Annotated in this window: 17 protein-coding genes; all 17 read left to right on the top strand. The window is 51.6% G+C overall.

Features of this window, described 5'->3' with window-relative positions; genetic code table 11:
* The first annotated feature begins 49 nt into the window (after positions 1-49).
* Positions 50-949: a sporulation peptidase YabG gene (gene yabG, locus N685_RS0104890; protein ID WP_031406334.1), complete on the top strand. Its 900-nt coding sequence runs from the start codon at positions 50-52 to the stop codon at positions 947-949.
* Between the two features lie 179 nt (positions 950-1,128).
* Positions 1,129-1,386 (top strand): biofilm formation stimulator Veg, encoded by a 258-nt coding sequence (veg, locus tag N685_RS0104885; protein WP_011229553.1) that lies wholly within the window; start codon positions 1,129-1,131, stop codon positions 1,384-1,386.
* Positions 1,387-1,548: 162 nt separating this feature from the next.
* Entirely contained in the window at positions 1,549-1,728 is a 180-nt protein-coding gene (locus N685_RS0104880; protein WP_013143961.1) for a small, acid-soluble spore protein, alpha/beta type, read from the top strand.
* Positions 1,729-1,947: 219 nt separating this feature from the next.
* Complete coding sequence (ispE, locus tag N685_RS0104875; protein WP_031406331.1) at positions 1,948-2,820, top strand: 4-(cytidine 5'-diphospho)-2-C-methyl-D-erythritol kinase; 873 nt, start codon at positions 1,948-1,950, stop codon at positions 2,818-2,820.
* Between the two features lie 55 nt (positions 2,821-2,875).
* On the top strand, positions 2,876-3,697 hold the full coding sequence (gene purR / locus N685_RS0104870; protein WP_031406329.1) for a pur operon repressor: 822 nt from the start codon (positions 2,876-2,878) through the stop codon (positions 3,695-3,697).
* Positions 3,698-3,741: 44 nt separating this feature from the next.
* On the top strand, positions 3,742-4,116 hold the full coding sequence (locus tag N685_RS0104865) for a RidA family protein (RefSeq protein WP_011229557.1): 375 nt from the start codon (positions 3,742-3,744) through the stop codon (positions 4,114-4,116).
* A gap of 125 nt (positions 4,117-4,241) precedes the next feature.
* Entirely contained in the window at positions 4,242-4,532 is a 291-nt protein-coding gene (spoVG, locus tag N685_RS0104860; protein ID WP_003247437.1) for a septation regulator SpoVG, read from the top strand.
* A gap of 474 nt (positions 4,533-5,006) precedes the next feature.
* Positions 5,007-6,383 (top strand): bifunctional UDP-N-acetylglucosamine diphosphorylase/glucosamine-1-phosphate N-acetyltransferase GlmU, encoded by a 1,377-nt coding sequence (glmU, locus tag N685_RS0104855; protein WP_031406327.1) that lies wholly within the window; start codon positions 5,007-5,009, stop codon positions 6,381-6,383.
* Between the two features lie 12 nt (positions 6,384-6,395).
* Complete coding sequence (locus N685_RS0104850) at positions 6,396-7,343, top strand: ribose-phosphate diphosphokinase (RefSeq protein WP_031406325.1); 948 nt, start codon at positions 6,396-6,398, stop codon at positions 7,341-7,343.
* 77 nt (positions 7,344-7,420) lie between these two features.
* On the top strand, positions 7,421-8,053 hold the full coding sequence (locus tag N685_RS0104845) for a 50S ribosomal protein L25/general stress protein Ctc (protein WP_031406323.1): 633 nt from the start codon (positions 7,421-7,423) through the stop codon (positions 8,051-8,053).
* Between the two features lie 60 nt (positions 8,054-8,113).
* Positions 8,114-8,674: an aminoacyl-tRNA hydrolase gene (gene pth, locus N685_RS0104840; protein WP_031406321.1), complete on the top strand. Its 561-nt coding sequence runs from the start codon at positions 8,114-8,116 to the stop codon at positions 8,672-8,674.
* A 104-nt stretch (positions 8,675-8,778) separates the two neighbouring features.
* Positions 8,779-9,009, top strand: coding sequence for an anti-sigma-F factor Fin family protein (locus N685_RS0104835; RefSeq protein WP_031406319.1), 231 nt, complete (start codon positions 8,779-8,781; stop codon positions 9,007-9,009).
* An 89-nt stretch (positions 9,010-9,098) separates the two neighbouring features.
* Positions 9,099-12,632 (top strand): transcription-repair coupling factor, encoded by a 3,534-nt coding sequence (gene mfd, locus N685_RS0104830; protein WP_031406317.1) that lies wholly within the window; start codon positions 9,099-9,101, stop codon positions 12,630-12,632.
* Positions 12,633-12,841: 209 nt separating this feature from the next.
* The gene (spoVT, locus tag N685_RS0104825) at positions 12,842-13,378 is read left to right on the top strand and encodes a stage V sporulation protein T (RefSeq protein ID WP_011229564.1); all 537 of its coding nucleotides are present in this window, start codon (positions 12,842-12,844) and stop codon (positions 13,376-13,378) included.
* Positions 13,379-13,654: 276 nt separating this feature from the next.
* Positions 13,655-15,205 (top strand): putative polysaccharide biosynthesis protein, encoded by a 1,551-nt coding sequence (locus tag N685_RS0104820; protein WP_031406314.1) that lies wholly within the window; start codon positions 13,655-13,657, stop codon positions 15,203-15,205.
* Between the two features lie 6 nt (positions 15,206-15,211).
* Positions 15,212-16,672 (top strand): bifunctional methyltransferase/pyrophosphohydrolase YabN, encoded by a 1,461-nt coding sequence (locus tag N685_RS0104815; RefSeq protein WP_031406311.1) that lies wholly within the window; start codon positions 15,212-15,214, stop codon positions 16,670-16,672.
* Positions 16,673-16,685: 13 nt separating this feature from the next.
* The gene (locus N685_RS0104810; RefSeq protein WP_031406309.1) at positions 16,686-16,967 is read left to right on the top strand and encodes an RNA-binding S4 domain-containing protein; all 282 of its coding nucleotides are present in this window, start codon (positions 16,686-16,688) and stop codon (positions 16,965-16,967) included.
* The last annotated feature ends 8 nt before the right edge of the window (positions 16,968-16,975 follow it).

Below are 16,975 nucleotides of genomic sequence, written 5' to 3'. Positions count from 1 at the left end.
ACGTGCATATCGTATGGGTGACAACGATTATGCAATGGAGTGAGCGGTGATGGACGTCATTAAAATCGGCGATATTGTCGCCCGAAAGTCTTACCAATGTGATTTATTGTTCCGAGTCATTGATATGAAAGAAAAAAACGGCGAGTGGGAAGCGATTTTGTATGGTGAGGATGTGCGTCTCGTCGCGGACGCTCCGTGCAGTGATTTAGTCGTCATCGATGAGCAGGAGCAACAGGAACGGAAGAAGCGGGAAATCGAGCTGATCGAACAATCGTACCGACTTTTTCGCCAAGATTATCAGGCGATCAAGCAAAAAGTCGAATATCGGGCGACCGGCGGATACCGGGTGGAGAAAGATTTTTTTCAAATTCCGGGGCGCGTTCTCCATTTGGATGGCGACCCGTTATATTTGCGCAAATGTATGGATTTGTATGAACGGATCGGCGTGCCGGTGCACGGCATTTATTGCGAGGAAAGCGAAATGCCGGAAAAAGTTGGCTATTGGATCGAGCAGTTTCGTCCGGATATTTTAGTCATCACCGGGCATGATTCGTATTCGAAGTCAAAAGGAAAGGTGCATGAGTTAAAAGCGTACCGCCATTCGCGCCATTTTGTGCAAACGGTGAAAGAAGCGCGCAAAAAAGTGCCTCATTTGGACCAACTGATCATTTTCGCCGGCGCCTGCCAGTCGCACTTTGAGTCGCTCATCCGCGCTGGGGCGAATTTTGCCAGTTCACCAGCGCGGGTGAACATTCATGCTCTGGACCCTGTCTATATCGTTTCGCGCCTCAGCTTCACCCCGTTCACCGAAACGGTCGATGTATGGGATGTGCTGCGCAACACGTTAACCGGGGAAAAGGGGCTTGGTGGGGTGGAAACGAAAGGCGTGCTCCGCACCGGGATGCCGTTTCGCCTCATTGAGGATCGAGAGGAAAACCGCCGCAATTGATGGGCGGTTTTTTATACGTCCGTCGTATTTTTTTACAAAAAAGTTCCACATTGTACATAAAAAGAAGGATATTGTAGAAAAATATACATTGACAGAAATAAAAACACCCTGATATAATCTTTAATTTTGACTTTGGACGTCATTTTTGTTACAATTACAAATAGTGAGGTGGATGATGAATGCCAAAGACTTTATCCGATATTAAAAAAACGCTGGATTCCAATATCGGGAAACGGTTGACGCTGCGAGCCAACGGCGGACGCAGAAAAATGATTGAGCGTTGTGGTATTTTGGCGGAAACATATCCATCCGTATTTGTCATTGAGCTGGATCAAAAAGAGAATTCGTTTGAACGCGTATCGTTCAGTTACGCCGATGTATTGACAGAGACGGTAAAGTTGACGTTTTGGGATGATGAGCAAGCAGGGGGGCAGTAGACAGATTTGTTTGCTGCTTTTTGTTTTTGTCTGAAATAGGTGGACATAGAGCCGTTTCCTTTGCTTCATACTAAAACTGTCGCAGCCGTCCTTTGCTTTGCCAAATGCCAGGCTGTTCTGCTGATACACCACGCCAATGAACATGGAAAGGGGTTGCTGACATTGGGTCGACGCCGCGGGATTATGTCGCAACGTTTGAAGGAAGAGCTGGCGAAAGAGCTGGGCTTTTACGATGTCGTGCAGCGTGAGGGATGGGGCGCCATCCGCGCGAAGGACGCAGGAAACATGGTCAGATTGGCGATTGAACGGGCGGAACGGCAGCTGGCCGGAACAACGGAATAGGGGCCGGCAGAGGGGCGTGTTGCGGCGAGGGTGTCCCGAACGGGGCACCTTTTTTGTATACATATATTGTTTGGCGTCGTCGCCAGAACATGGTAATATGATAAAATGGGTTGACGAAAGAAAGGCGGATGAGACGGGACAAAGACGGCGGAGATGGAAAACAGACGATGGATGCTGATCCGCTTATTCATGATTGCGCGTGGAAGTAGGTGAGGATGAGTGAGGTTGTCGATAAAAGCGCCGGCGAAAATCAATTTGTCACTCGACGTTCTTTATAAGCGCCCGGATGGTTACCATGAAGTGAAAATGGTGATGACGACGATCGATTTGGCCGATCGCATTGAGCTTGTCGCGTTGCCGGAGGAGGATGCGATTCGCATCGTTTCGCAAAACCGCTTTGTGCCGGATGATTGTCGCAACTTGGCGTATCAGGCGGCGAAACTTCTTAAAGAGACGTTTTCCATCCGCCAAGGGGTGGCCATTTCCATTACGAAGCATATTCCGGTGGCCGCCGGATTGGCGGGGGGAAGCAGCGATGCGGCGGCGACGCTGCGCGGGTTGAACAAGCTTTGGCAGCTTGGATTAACGATGGATGAACTGGCAGAACTAGGGGCGAAAATCGGCTCGGATGTCGCATTTTGCGTCTACGGCGGAACCGCCTTGGCGACGGGGCGCGGGGAAATCATCACTCCGATCGCTTCCCCGCCGCCGTGCTGGGTTGTGTTGGCCAAGCCCCCGATCGGTGTGTCGACGGCGGAAGTGTACCGAAACTTGGAGCTTGAGCGTGTCAGCCATCCAGACGTCGATGCGATGGTGAGCGCGATCGAGCGACAAGATTATGCGGCGATCTGCCGGTTGGTCGGCAATGTTCTTGAGGAAGTGACGTTGAAAAAATATCCGGAAGTCGCGCATATTAAAGAACAAATGAAGCGGTTTGGCGCTGACGCGGTGCTGATGAGCGGCAGCGGGCCGACCGTGTTTGGGCTGATCGAGCATGATTCCAGAATGCAGCGGGTATATAATGGGTTGCGCGGCTTTTGTGACCAAGTGTTTGCAGTGAGAATGTTAGGAGAACGGCATTCTCTTGATTAAACACGTACATTTTTGTTAAAATATATTTATAATATTCGGTTTCGGGAGGTCGGCTATGAAGCTAAGGCGAAGCGGCCGTTTAGTTGATATGACGCATTATCTTCTTGAACGGCCCCATCAGCTCATTCCGCTGACATTTTTTGCAGAGCGGTACGAATCGGCCAAATCCTCGATCAGCGAAGATTTGGCTATCATTAAGCAGACGTTCGAGCAGCAAGGAATCGGAACCGTTCGGACACTGCCCGGCGCTGCCGGCGGCGTACAATACATTCCAAAAATGGCTGCCGAGGAAGCGGAAGAAGTGGTTGCGTATTTGTGTGAACAACTGTCGCGTCCGGATCGGCTTCTTCCCGGAGGATATTTGTATATGACCGACATTCTTGGCGATCCTCGTATTATGAATAAAATCGGCCGCCTTTATGCATCGATGTTTGCCGACCGTCCGGTGGATGTCGTCATGACGATCGCCACCAATGGGATTCCGTTCGCGTATGCCATCGCCAACTTTTTGTATGTGCCCGTTGTCATCGTTCGCCATGACAATAAAGTGACCGAAGGACCGATGGTGAGCATCAATTACGTATCCGGCTCGTCGAAACGCATCCAAACGATGGTCCTATCGAAGCGCAGCTTAGCGGAAAGAGCCAATGTGCTCATCGTCGATGATTTTATGAAGGCGGGGGGGACGATCAATGGAATGATCAGTTTGTTGCAGGAGTTTAACGGCAATGTCTCCGGCATCGGCGTGCTCGTGGAGTCGGAAGAAGCAAAGGAGCGATTGGTTGATGAATACATTTCACTCGTCAAACTGTCTGAGGTAGATGTAAAAGAAAAGCGAATCTCTGTTAAGGAAGGCAATTACAAAGCGTTTTTGTAGCAGCTTGCTGCTTGATAAGAAAAATTAAGAAAGGAGACTGGCTAATGAGAAAGGTAGAGACAACGAAGGCGCCGCAAGCGATCGGCCCGTATTCGCAAGGGATCATCGTCAACAACATGTTTTACAGCTCCGGGCAAATCCCGCTCACTCCAGAAGGGGAACTGGTGAAAGGCGACATTCAGGCGCAGACGCATCAAGTGTTCCAAAACTTGAAAGCCGTATTGGAAGCGGCCGGAGCTTCGCTCGATACGGTGGTGAAAACGACCGTGTTTTTGAAAAATATGGATGATTTTGCGGCGATGAATGAAGTGTACAGCCAATACTTCCCGAACCATAAGCCGGCGCGTTCATGCGTGGAAGTAGCCCGGCTGCCGAAAGATGTCCTTGTCGAAATTGAAGTTGTCGCCCTCGTTCCGTGACGAGGGATCCACTTTTTCCCTGCCTAAAATTTATAAAAAATTTTTTGAAAAAAAGAAGGAAATGACCAAGACATGTGGAATTAATTACATCGACTCTCATATAGGGAAAAGGTGGGTGAGCATAAATGGAAGTGACAGACGTAAGATTACGCCGCGTCAATACCGAAGGACGGATGAAAGCGATCGCCTCCATTACGTTGGACAACGAGTTCGTCGTCCATGACATCCGCGTCATCGACGGAAACAATGGGCTGTTCGTTGCGATGCCGAGCAAACGCACGCCGGACGGTGAGTTCCGCGACATCGCACATCCGATCAATTCCGCCACGCGCGGGAAAATCCAGGAGGCGATCCTCGCTGAATACCACCGCCTCGGAAAATTGGAAGAAGAACTTGAAGAAGCAGGCGCTTCGTAAACATATGGAAAGGGGGCTTAGGTGAAATTCACCAAGCTCTCTATTTTTTTGCCAACCGCATTGTTTCCTTGAAAAGTGCCGTTGATTCATATATATTCAATTATGGGTGAGCTACTCCCACTTCGCTTTGCTTGAAGTGGGAGCTTCTCCATTCCACGACGAAAGCGTTCTTTTGTCTCTCCGAGCGTGACTTCGGGTCGTCCCAACCCTAGGCATCCGACGATTCGAAGTTCTTTCGCGCTTCGGATGGTGGACGCATGGAAGGCTTAGACTGGTTTTCGCATTCAATGTTCTCCATGCAACTTCCTATATCCAATTCACAAAGAACATGATATACCTTGATTTTATCATGTGTTTTGGCTGACGCCAACCGACATTGATCTCCCGCTGATCGCTGGGTTGCGCCCTTCACGCGCTTGAAGCGGGAATCTTCTCTCGGAACTATGATTAAAAGGGTAATTGGAGGCCTTTTACATGAAGCGATATGCGGTCATTTTGGCGGCCGGACAAGGGACGAGGATGAAATCCAAGTGGTATAAAGTGCTTCATCCCGTTTGCGGCAAGCCAATGGTTCAGCACGTCATCGACCAAGTGTCGAAGCTTGGGGTGGAAAAAACGATTGCGGTAGTGGGATTTGGAGCCGAACAAGTGAAAGAACAGCTCGGCTCCCAGTGTGAATACGCCTTGCAGGAGGAGCCACTCGGGACGGCGCATGCGGTGATGCAGGCGGCTCCGCATTTGCGTGGTCTTGAAGGAGTGACGATTGTCGTCTGTGGGGATACGCCGCTCATCACCGCTGAGACAATGAAGATGCTCATCGAGCATCATATGGCCGCCAAGGCGAAGGCGACCGTATTGACGGCCATCGCTGATGATCCGTCCGGATATGGCCGCATTGTCCGCAACGAGGCTGGCCATGTCGAGAAAATTGTCGAACATAAGGATGCGAGCGAGCAAGAGCGGAACATCCGTGAGATTAACACAGGAACGTACTGTTTTGACAATGAGACACTGTTTCAAGCGCTTACAAAGGTGACGAATCAAAACGCTCAAGGCGAATATTATTTAACGGATGTCATTGAAATTATCAAAGCGGACGGCGGTGTGGTGTCCGCCTATCAGGCGCCTTCGTTTGAAGAAACGATCGGCGTCAACGATCGCATCGCCCTCGCTGAAGCGGAGCGGATCATGCGTGCTCGCATTTGCCGTCAGCATATGAAAAACGGGGTCACGATCATTGATCCGGCTTCCACGTATATTTCCGCCGAGGCGGTGATCGGGCGCGATACAGTTATTTACCCCGGCACGGTGATTGAAGGCGAGACAGTGATCGGTGAAGACTGCATCATTGGACCGAATTCGGAAATTAAAAATTGCTATATCGGCCATCGCACATCGATTCGCCATTCGGTCGCCCATGACAGCGAGATTGGTTCTGATGTGACGATCGGCCCGTTCGCCCATATTCGCCCGCTGTCAAAAATCGACGATGAGGTGCGGATCGGCAATTTCGTCGAGGTGAAAAAGTCGACGTTTGGCAAAGGAAGCAAGGCGTCGCACTTGAGTTATATTGGCGATGCTGAGGTCGGCGCCGATGTCAATCTTGGCTGTGGGTCGATTACGGTCAACTACGACGGTGTGAATAAGCATATGACTAAAATCGAAGACGGCGCGTTTATTGGTTGCAATGTCAACTTGATTGCACCGGTTACGGTAGGACAAGGCGCTTATGTCGCCGCTGGATCGACGATCACGAATGATGTCCCCGGTCGTGCACTTGCCATTGCCCGCGCCCGGCAAGTCAATAAAGAAAATTATGTCGATCGCCTGCCAGGCAAGAAAAAATCTTAGCGGAGGTCTATCATGTCTGACTGTCAGCATCAATTAAAATTGTTCGCTCTGAACTCGAACATGAAGTTGGCGAAGGAAATTGCAGAAGTCATGGGAATCAAGCTCGGCAAATGTTCCGTTTCCCGTTTCAGCGACGGGGAAATTCAAATCAACATTGAAGAAAGCATCCGCGGCGACGATGTGTTCGTCATTCAATCGACGAGCGTGCCGGTCAACGAGCATTTGATGGAGTTGCTTATTATGATCGACGCGTTAAAGCGTGCTTCGGCCCGCACGATCAACATCGTGATGCCGTATTACGGCTATGCCCGTCAAGATCGGAAAGCGCGTTCGCGCGAACCGATTACGGCGAAGCTGGTCGCCAACTTGCTTGAAACGGCCGGGGCGTCGCGTGTCATCACGCTTGATTTGCATGCCCCCCAAATTCAAGGATTTTTCGATATCCCAATCGATCATTTAATGGGTGTGCCCATTTTGGCGGATTATTTCAAAAGCAAACAATTGGAAGATATTGTCGTCGTCTCCCCGGACCATGGCGGTGTCACAAGGGCGCGCAAGCTCGCCGATCGCTTGAAAGCGCCGATTGCCATTATCGATAAGCGCCGGCCGAAGCCGAACGTGGCGGAAGTGATGAACATTGTCGGACAAGTGGCGGGGAAAACGGCCATTTTGATTGACGATATTATCGATACCGCCGGCACGATTACGCTCGCGGCCAACGCTCTTGCCGAGAATGGAGCGAAGGAAGTGTATGCATGCTGCACCCACCCGGTGCTGTCCGGTCCGGCGATTGAGCGCATCCAAAACTCTAGAATTAAGGAGCTTGTCGTCACCAATTCAATTGCCTTGCCAGAAGAGAAGAAAATTGATAAAATTGTAGAGCTGTCGGTGGCTCCGCTTATTGCTGAAGCGATTACGCGCGTGTACGAAATGAAGTCTGTCAGCGTCCTGTTCGACTAACGCAAGAAAACATGTTTAGCCCTTCTTGTTTTAGGATAAAGTAGTCAATAGATTCTAATTCAGGAAGGTGAAGAAACATGGCGATTGTGTTGGAAGCGAAAGAACGCACAGACAAAAAACGTTCCACATTGCGGCGTATTCGTTCGCAAGGCGGCATTCCAGCGATTTTGTACGGCAAAAAAGTCGAAAACAAAATGATCGCAGTCAGCGCTGCTGAGCTGGAGAAAGTGCTTCGTGAAGGTGGACGCACAAGCTTGCTGACGCTGAAAGTCGGCGGCCAAGATTACTCGGTGCTGCTGCGCGAGATGCAGCGCGATCCGTTGCGCGGTGAGCTGCTCCACGCGGACTTTCAAGCCGTCGATTTATCGACTGAGGTCGATATTGACGTTGAAGTTCGCTTAGTGGGCGAGGCGCCGGGCGTGAAGGATGGCGGCGTGCTGCAGCAAAACTTGCATGAGCTGTCCATCCGCGTTCTGCCGGCAAACATTCCGCCAGTGATCGAAGTGGACATTTCCGGACTGCAAGTCGGTGATACCGTCACCGTTGGCGACGTGCAAACGGACGGCAAATTTGAAATCAATCATGAACCTTCCGAAGTGATCGCCACGATCTTGCCGCCGCAACAAGAGGAAGAAATCGATAGCGGTGAACAGCAAGAGGCAGGGCATCCTGACTCTGAGGAAGGAAGAGAAACGACGCCAGAAGAGTGACAGACGTAACCGTTTCGGTTACGTCTTTTGTAGTATCATGCAAAGAGAGGAGCGCGAGGATTGAAGCTGTTTGTCGGGCTCGGCAATCCGGGCAAGGAGTATGAGCAAACAAGGCATAATGTCGGTTTTTTCGTCATCGATGAGCTGGCGAAGCGCTGGAATGTATCGTTAAAAACCGCCAAATTTCGCGGCTTGTTCGGAACGGCGTTCGTTTCCGGTGAAAAAGTAGCATTATGCAAGCCGTTGACATATATGAATTTATCAGGAGAATGTGTTCGCCCACTTATGGATTACTACGACATTGCCGTCGATGATGTCATCGTCATTTACGATGACCTTGATCTCCCGCCAGGGAAAATCCGCCTTCGCTTAAAAGGAAGCTCCGGCGGCCATAACGGTGTCAAATCGCTCATTCACCACCTTGGCACCGAGCAGTTTAAGCGCATCCGCATCGGCATCGGCCGACCGACCGGCGGTCAGCCGGTCACGGACTATGTGCTTGGCCGCTTTACGGAAGAGGAGAAACCGGCGGTGGACAAAGCGGTGCTGAGGGCTGCCGATGCGTGTGAACAGGCATTGAGGGCGCCATTTATTCAAGTGATGAATGATTTTAACGAGTGAATATTTTCCTCTGAACTGGTGCACAATGTGAGTACAGGAGGCGGTGGAACCGTTGGTTTCGCCTGCCTTGTGGACGGAACAGCCCAGTGAGGAGGTTGGCTTGAATGGCGCTGCATTACTATTGCCGCCATTGCGGTGCAAAAGTTGGAACGATTGAACAAATGCCGATATACAGTGAGCAACTGGGATTCCACCACTTAACGGAAGAGGAACGGCTCGAGATGATTTCGTATGAACCGAACGGTGACATTCATGTGAAAACGATTTGTGAAGACTGTCAAGAGGCACTGGCGCGAAACCCGGAATGGCATCAATACGAAAAATTCATCCATTAAGGGCGGCTTTGGGCGACCAAAGCGTTTTTGTGTTTGCGCTAGGCCAGTGAAATGGAAAGAAACTGGCGTTGAGAGGAGGGAGAATAGGGGTGCTTTCGTTGCATCGCTATTTCGCTGAAAATCAAGATGTCCGTACGATCATCGAAGGGCTCCACATCCGTTTGAAGGAACAGCTTGTCGCCGGGCTGTCCGGATCGGCCCGGTCTGTTTTTATTTCCACGCTCTACAAGGAGACAGGCCGGCCGCTGTTAGTCGTCTCTCACAATTTGTTTCAGGCGCAAAAAATGTATGACGATCTCGTTTCGTTGCTCGGGCCGGAGGATGTGCTCCTTTACTCAGTGAACGAAGTGATTGCCGCTGAGATGGCGGTCGCCAGCCCGGAACTGAGAGCTCAGCGCCTTGAAATTATGAACCATTGGGTGCAAGGCGGAAAAGGGGTCGTCGTCTGCCCGGTCGCCGGTTTGCGGCGTTTGTTGCCGCCGCCGTCGCTTTGGAAGCAGTATTTGTTCACCTTCTCCGTTGGACAAGAGTTTGATGTAGAACATTGTAAACAGAAGTTTGTGCAAATGGGGTACAAACGGGTCGGCACCGTTTCTGCCCCCGGAGAGTTCAGCATCCGCGGCGGCATCATCGACATTTATCCATTGACCGCTGAACTTCCGTACCGCATCGAGCTGTTTGATACGGAAATCGAATCGATTCGGACGTTCACCCCTGACGATCAACGTTCGCAAGGGCAAATCGAGCGCATCATGATCGGACCGGCCGATGAAATCATTCTCGATGGCGAGGCGCGGCGCCGAGGAATCGAGCGGATTGAAGCGGGGCTTGCGTCGAGTTTGGAGATGATGAGAGATGAGGCCGCCAAACAGCGGATGTATGAGCATATTCACGCTGAGCTTGAGCAATTGCGTGAGGGGCAGGAAATCGAGCAACAATATAAATATATGTCCCTTTTTTATGAAAAGGTTGCGAGTTTGCTAGATTACCTGCCAGAAGAAGGCGTATTGCTCATGGATGAAATGAGCCGGCTGCAGGAGGCGGCGGAACGATTGGATCGCGAAGAGGCGGAATGGTATACGAGTTTGCTTGACGGCGGGAAAATGATTCATGGCGTGCCGCTTTCGCACTCGTTTTCTGAATTATTGCAAAAACATCGGTTTCAGCGGGTATACTTATCGTTGTTTTTGCGCCATGTTCCATATACCCACCCACAAAATGTCGTCAATATTACGTGTAAACAAATGCAAAACTTCCATGGACAAATGGCGCTTCTTCAATCAGAAGTCGAGCGATGGAAAAAGGCAAACTATGCGGTCGTCTTTTTGGCGCCGAACGCCGAGCGCGTGAAAAAGCTGCAATCATTGCTTCAAGATTATGAGATTGACGCGCTGCCGCTCGCGCGTGATGCGGCTTTGTTGCATGGCAAATGCCAGCTCCTTGAAGGTGATCTAAATACCGGGTTTGAATTGCCGTTGCAAAAAATTGCGGTCATCACAGAAGAAGAGCTGTTCAAAAAACGAGTCAAACGCTCGGTGCGCCGGCAAAAGCTGTCCAACGCCGAGCGGATCAAAAGCTACGCCGAATTGCAAGTCGGCGACTACGTCGTCCATGTGAACCATGGCATCGGGAAATATTTAGGCATCGAGACGTTAGAAATCAACGGGGTGCATAAAGACTATATCCATATCCAGTACCAAGGCGGCGATACGCTGTATGTTCCGGTCGATCAAATCGATCAAGTGCAAAAATACGTCGGCTCGGAAGGGAAAGAGCCCAAAATTTACAAGCTCGGCGGTTCGGAATGGAAAAAGGTCAAAAAGAAAGTGGAATCATCCGTCCAGGATATTGCTGAAGATTTAATCAAGCTGTACGCCGAGCGCGAGGCAAGCAAAGGATATGCGTTTTCTCCGGACACTGAGATGCAGCGCGAATTTGAAGCGGCGTTTCCGTATCAAGAGACGGAAGATCAGCTTCGGTCGATTGAGGAAATTAAGCGTGATATGGAGAGCGACAAACCGATGGACCGCCTCCTTTGCGGCGATGTTGGCTACGGGAAAACGGAAGTGGCGCTGCGGGCGGCGTTTAAAGCCATTATGGACGGCAAACAAGTCGCCTTCCTCGTGCCGACGACGATTTTGGCCCAACAGCATTACGAAACGGTGCGCGAACGGTTTCAAGGGTTCCCGATCAACGTCGGACTGTTGAACCGCTTCCGGACGAAAAAGCAACAGGCCGAGACAATCAAAGGGCTAAAAGATGGGACGATCGATATGGTCATCGGCACGCATCGGCTGCTGTCGAAAGACGTGAAGTTTAAAGATTTAGGATTGCTCATTATCGACGAAGAACAACGGTTTGGTGTGGCGCATAAGGAAAAAATCAAGCAGCTGAAGGCGAACATTGACGTGCTCACCTTAACGGCGACGCCGATTCCGCGTACGTTGCATATGTCGATGATCGGGGTGCGCGATTTGTCGATCATCGAGACGCCGCCGGAAAACCGATTCCCGGTGCAGACGTATGTCATGGAATATACGCCGGAGCTCGTCAAAGAGGCGATTGAACGCGAGCTCGCCCGCGATGGGCAGGTGTTTTTCCTTTACAACCATATTGAAGACATCGACTTGAAAGCGGAAGAAATCGCCCAGCTTGTCCCGGAAGCGCGCGTCACTTACGTGCATGGCCGCATGTCGGAAACGGAGCTCGAATCGACGATTTTGGCGTTTTTGGAAGGGCAATACGATGTGCTGGTGACGACGACGATCATTGAAACAGGCATCGATATACCGAATGTCAACACGCTCATCGTCTATGACGCCGACCGGATGGGATTGTCGCAGCTGTACCAGCTGCGCGGGCGCGTCGGCCGCTCCAACCGCGTCGCGTATGCGTATTTCACCTATCGGAAAGATAAAGTGCTCAACGAAGCGGCGGAAAAGCGGCTGCAAGCCATCAAAGAGTTTACCGAGCTCGGCTCCGGGTTTAAAATCGCCATGCGCGATTTGTCGATCCGCGGCGCGGGCAACATTCTCGGTGCCGAACAGCACGGCTTTATCGACTCGGTCGGATTCGATTTGTATTCGCAAATGTTGAAAGAGGCGATTGAAAAACGGCGCGGCATCAAGCGGGAAGATGAGCAACCGGATGTGGTCATTGATATCGAAGTCGACGCCTATATTCCGAGCACATACATTGCGGATGAGTTGCAAAAGATTGAGATGTACAAGCGATTCAAGGCGGTCGAAACGCTTGAGGATGTCGAAGCGTTGCGAGAAGAAATGGTCGACCGCTTTGGCGATTATCCTGATGAGGTCGCCTATTTGTTCCAAATTGCTGAGTTGAAGGTGTTGGCCAAGCAGCTTGGCGTCGAATCAATGAAGCAACATAAGCAGCAAATCGATATTTTGTTTACCGAGCAGGCATCAAAAACGGTGGAAATCCAGCGCCTATCTGACGTTGGCCGTCAGCACGGCCGACTGTTCGGGTTTGGCATGGATGGAGCGAAACTGAAAATTGTGCTCTATATCAAGGAAATGAAGCCGCACGAGTGGCTGATGATTTTAGAGGAGACGCTGCGGCGGCTGTCCGGGGTGGAAAAAGAGAAGTCGGTGACGGCATAATCAAGAAAAAGTTTTAAGATGTTTATCGTTTCCTGCATGTGGCGATAATGAAGGATGGGCAATTTTATCTAAAATGGCCAAAATCACTTTCATCACGTATAGAACGTGGATTGTGAAGGATACTAATGACAACAATGGTGAATTCCTCATTAACAAGGGTTCATCGGAGTATCCTTCAAATCCTAGATGAAAGTGAGGGTATACAAGGCATGAAAGCAACCGGTATTGTTCGCCGCATTGATGATTTAGGAAGAGTTGTCATTCCGAAAGAAATTCGCAGAACGTTGCGCATTCGCGAAGGAGATCCGCTCGAAATATTTGTTGACCGCGATGGAGAAGTCATTTTGAAAAAATATTCGCCGATCAGTGAATTAGGCGACTTTGCCAAAGAGTACGCTGAAGCACTGTTTGACAGCCTTGGCCAGCCTGTGCTCATTTGCGACCGCGATGTATACATCGCTGTCGCTGGCGTTTCGAAAAAAGAGTATATGAACAAAAGCGTCAGCCCGTTGGTGGAAAAAGCGATGGAAGACCGCAATTCCATCCTCCATACGGAGGAAGGGGAAGTCGAGCTCGTTGACGGGATGACGGAAACGTTGAAGTCGTATACGATCGGTCCGATTGTCGCCAACGGCGATCCGATCGGAGCAGTCATCATTTTATCGCGCGAAAAAACGCTCGGTGAAGTGGAACATAAAGCAGTAGAAACAGCCGCCAGCTTTTTGGCTCGACAAATGGAACAATAGACGAAATGACAAAGGCAGCTTCACAGGCTGCCTTTTTTTCCGCCCGGCAAATGGGGTGTCAGATGTCCTTGGATCCTGGAATCGCTTCACATCCTGCTTTTTTCGTCCGCCTGGCTTGCGGAACAGCTCCATAAAGCCGTGCGAGTTGACCATCATCTTTGTCCAACAAGCGGAAGTTGCGCTATAATATCGAGCGTAGCTATGATGGCGCTTGGCGGCTTCCATCGCCCCCGGCGTCTACGTTGAGTGGGTTGTCTATGCGAGGGGAGAAATCCGATGGGAAACGTATGGAAAGGGGCCGCGATCTTAACGGCCGCCGCTTTGGCCGCGAAACTATTAAGCGCTTTGTACCGTGTTCCATATCAAAATATGGTCGGGGACATTGGTTTTTATATTTATCAACAAGTGTACCCGATTTATGGCATCGTCGTCGCACTCTCGCTGACGGGCTACCCGGTTGCCGTCTCGAAGCTTGTCGCCGAGCGGTTGGCGGGACAGGATGAAGCGGCCGCTGCCGCCGCCGTGCGCGTCGCTTTGTTGGTGTTAAGCGTTCTTGGCGTCATCCTGTTTGCCTCGCTGTATCGAGGGGCGGGGGTGATTGCCTCGGCGATGGGCGATGGACGGCTTATGCCGCTCGTGCGCTTGCTTTCGTTTTCGTTTTTGCTGTTTCCGCCCATCGCGTTGTTGCGCGGCTATTTCCAAGGGCGGCATGATATGACGCCGACGGCGGCGTCCCAAGTTGGCGAGCAATTCGTCCGGGTGACGGCGATTTTAGGGCTGTCGTATGGAGCGGTGCAGCGCGGCGCCGACGTCTATGCTTGCGGCATGGCGGCGGTCGCAGGAACGCTAGTAGGCATGGCGGCAGCGCTTTTCATTTTGCTTTTCTTCCTGTCCCGGCGCCAGCGGATAAAAACGGAGGGCCGCACGCCGCCAGCTTGGGATCGAGAGGTGGGACGGCGTTTATTGACAGCCGGGACGGTCATTTGCTTAACGAATATGGCGTTGACACTGATTCCACTCGTTGATTCATTTTTATTCGTTCCGCTTTTACAGGAAGCAGGGGCAAGGCTCAACGAAGTGCAGCGGCTAAAAGGAGTGTACGACCGCGGTCAGCCGCTCATTCAGCTCGGCACGGTCGTCGGCACGTCGTTTTCATTGACGCTTGTTCCGTTTATCTCCAGTTCCCGTCGCCAAGGCGCCGCTTTTGCCTATGGAGCGTTGTCCATCCGGCTCGCTGTTGTCATTGGGCTTGGCGCTTCGTTAGGGCTCATTTGCCTTATTCGACCGATCAATGCGATGTTGTTTGAAAATGATGATGGGTCAACGATGCTTGCTGTCTTGTCTGCTTCTGTCTTTTTTACGACGATCGCGTTGACCGCCTCTGCATTATTGCAAGGGATGGGGAGGGAATGGACGGCCGCTGCCGGCGTGGCGTTGGCAGTGGCGGGGAAGGTCGCGCTTATGCATTGGTTTGCTCCGCGGTTTGGAGCGCTTGGCGCCGCCGCGGCGACGATGGGTGCTTATGCGCTCATGGCGGGCTTTTTATACGCCTTTTTGCCGCGCGAATATCGGGCGGCGGGCCGGAAATACATGTACCCAACCGTGAAAGCGGCCGCTATGATGGCCGTCGTCTTGCATGGGTATCGGTGGCTGGTGGACGGTTTAGGCGAGGGGCGGCTATGGGCGGCTATCGAGACGTTTGGCGGCGTTGCCATCGGTGCTTCCGTCTACCTTGCATGTATTGTGAAAGGCCATGTTTTTTCTGAACAGGAGTTGGCTGCTTTCCCATTGGCTAATAAATTCCGTCTACGATTAGGAGGCAGGTGATAGGCGATGAATACGATTTATGTGTTCGGCCTCGGCGCCGGAGATGTGGAGCAGCTGCCGGTCGGCGTGTACCGAAAATTGAAACAGGCGCATCCGCTCTTTTTGCGGACGAAAGAACATCCGGCAGCCAAATGGCTCGAAGGGGAAGGAATGGTGTTTACGTCATTTGATGAAGTGTATGAAAAGCACGAGCAGTTTGCGGATGTGTACGCAGAAATCGTCGATCGACTGACAGAACAGGCGAAGCGCGGCGATGTGTTTTACGCTGTTCCCGGCCATCCGCTTGTCGCCGAGCGGACGGTGCAACTTCTTTTCGAAGCTGAGCAGAACGGCGTCTGCCGAGTTGTCATCGAAGGCGGCCAAAGCTTTTTGGATGCGCTGTTTACGGCGGTGCGCATCGATCCGATTGAGGGGTTTCAGCTGTTGGATGCGACGGCGTTCCAAGGGGAAGAGTGGTCGCCTTCTCTTCATGCCGTCTTTTGTCAAGTGTACGACCCGTTTGTGGCCTCGAACGTGAAGCTTTCCTTGATGGAGCAGCTTCCTGATGATTACCCGGTCTACATTGTCACCGCAGCAGGAACGAAGGATGAACAAGTGAAGCGAGTGCCGCTTTATGAGTTGGACCGCAAGACGGGGCTTGATAACTTGACGAGCGTCTATGTGCCGCCGGTGAAGAATGAGTCGTTGCTTTACCATCGGTTTGAAACATTGCGCCGCGTCATCGCCATGCTGAGGGGGCCGAACGGCTGTCCATGGGATCGGAAGCAGACGCATGCATCGTTGAAGCGCTATTTGCTTGAGGAGGCGTATGAGCTGCTCGAGGCGATTGACGAGGGCGACGATGATCATATGGTCGAAGAGCTCGGCGATGTATTGCTGCAAGTGATGCTCCATGCGCAAATCGGCGCCGACCGAGGGTTGTTTTCGATCGACGACGTCATCCGCACACTGACGGCGAAAATGATCCGACGCCACCCGCATGTGTTTGGCGATGCCACGGCCGAGACGGCCGAACAAGTGGTAGCAAACTGGGAGAAAATCAAGGAGAAAGAAAAGGGCGATGGACAGTCGGAGTCGATCCTTGCTGACATCCCGAAAAGTCTGCCTGGGACGATGCGGGCGTACGAGCTGCAGGAAAAAGCGGCGAAAGTTGGGTTTGATTGGGATGATGCCGCGCCGATATGGCAAAAAATCGAAGAAGAAATGGCCGAGTTTCGAGCCGAAACGTCCAGCGGCCGTCGGGATCGGCTTGTCGGCGAGTTTGGCGATCTTTTGTTCGCGCTCATCAATCTCGCCCGTTATTACGGGATTCAACCGGAAGAAGCGCTGCAAATGGCCAACGACAAATTTGCCCGACGTTTCGCTTACATCGAGGAACAAGTGCGAAAAAGCGGTCGGTCGATCACCTCGTTTTCGCTTGCCGAACTCGATCGTTTTTGGGAAGAAGCCAAAGAAAACGAACGGTAAGGGGGATGATGCAATGCGCCTTGATAAATTTTTAAAAGTGTCCCGCCTCATCAAACGCCGCACGATGGCGAAGGAAATCGCCGATCAAGGGAGAGTGTGGATCAACGGTCATGTCGCCAAAGCGAGCTCCGATGTGAAAGTCGGTGATGAATTGACGATTCAATTTGGACAAAAGCGGGTAACGGTAAAAGTGACGGATCTAAAAGAAACAACAAAAAAAGAGGAGGCGGCCGGGCTGTACGAATTGATCAGCGAAGAACGGACCGCTCCGGCGCCGGAACAAGACGACGTCTAATTTGTCCT

This window comes from Geobacillus vulcani PSS1 (assembly GCF_000733845.1).
Classification (GTDB): domain Bacteria; phylum Bacillota; class Bacilli; order Bacillales; family Anoxybacillaceae; genus Geobacillus; species Geobacillus vulcani.
This window is presented reverse-complemented; position numbering and strand designations above follow the sequence as displayed.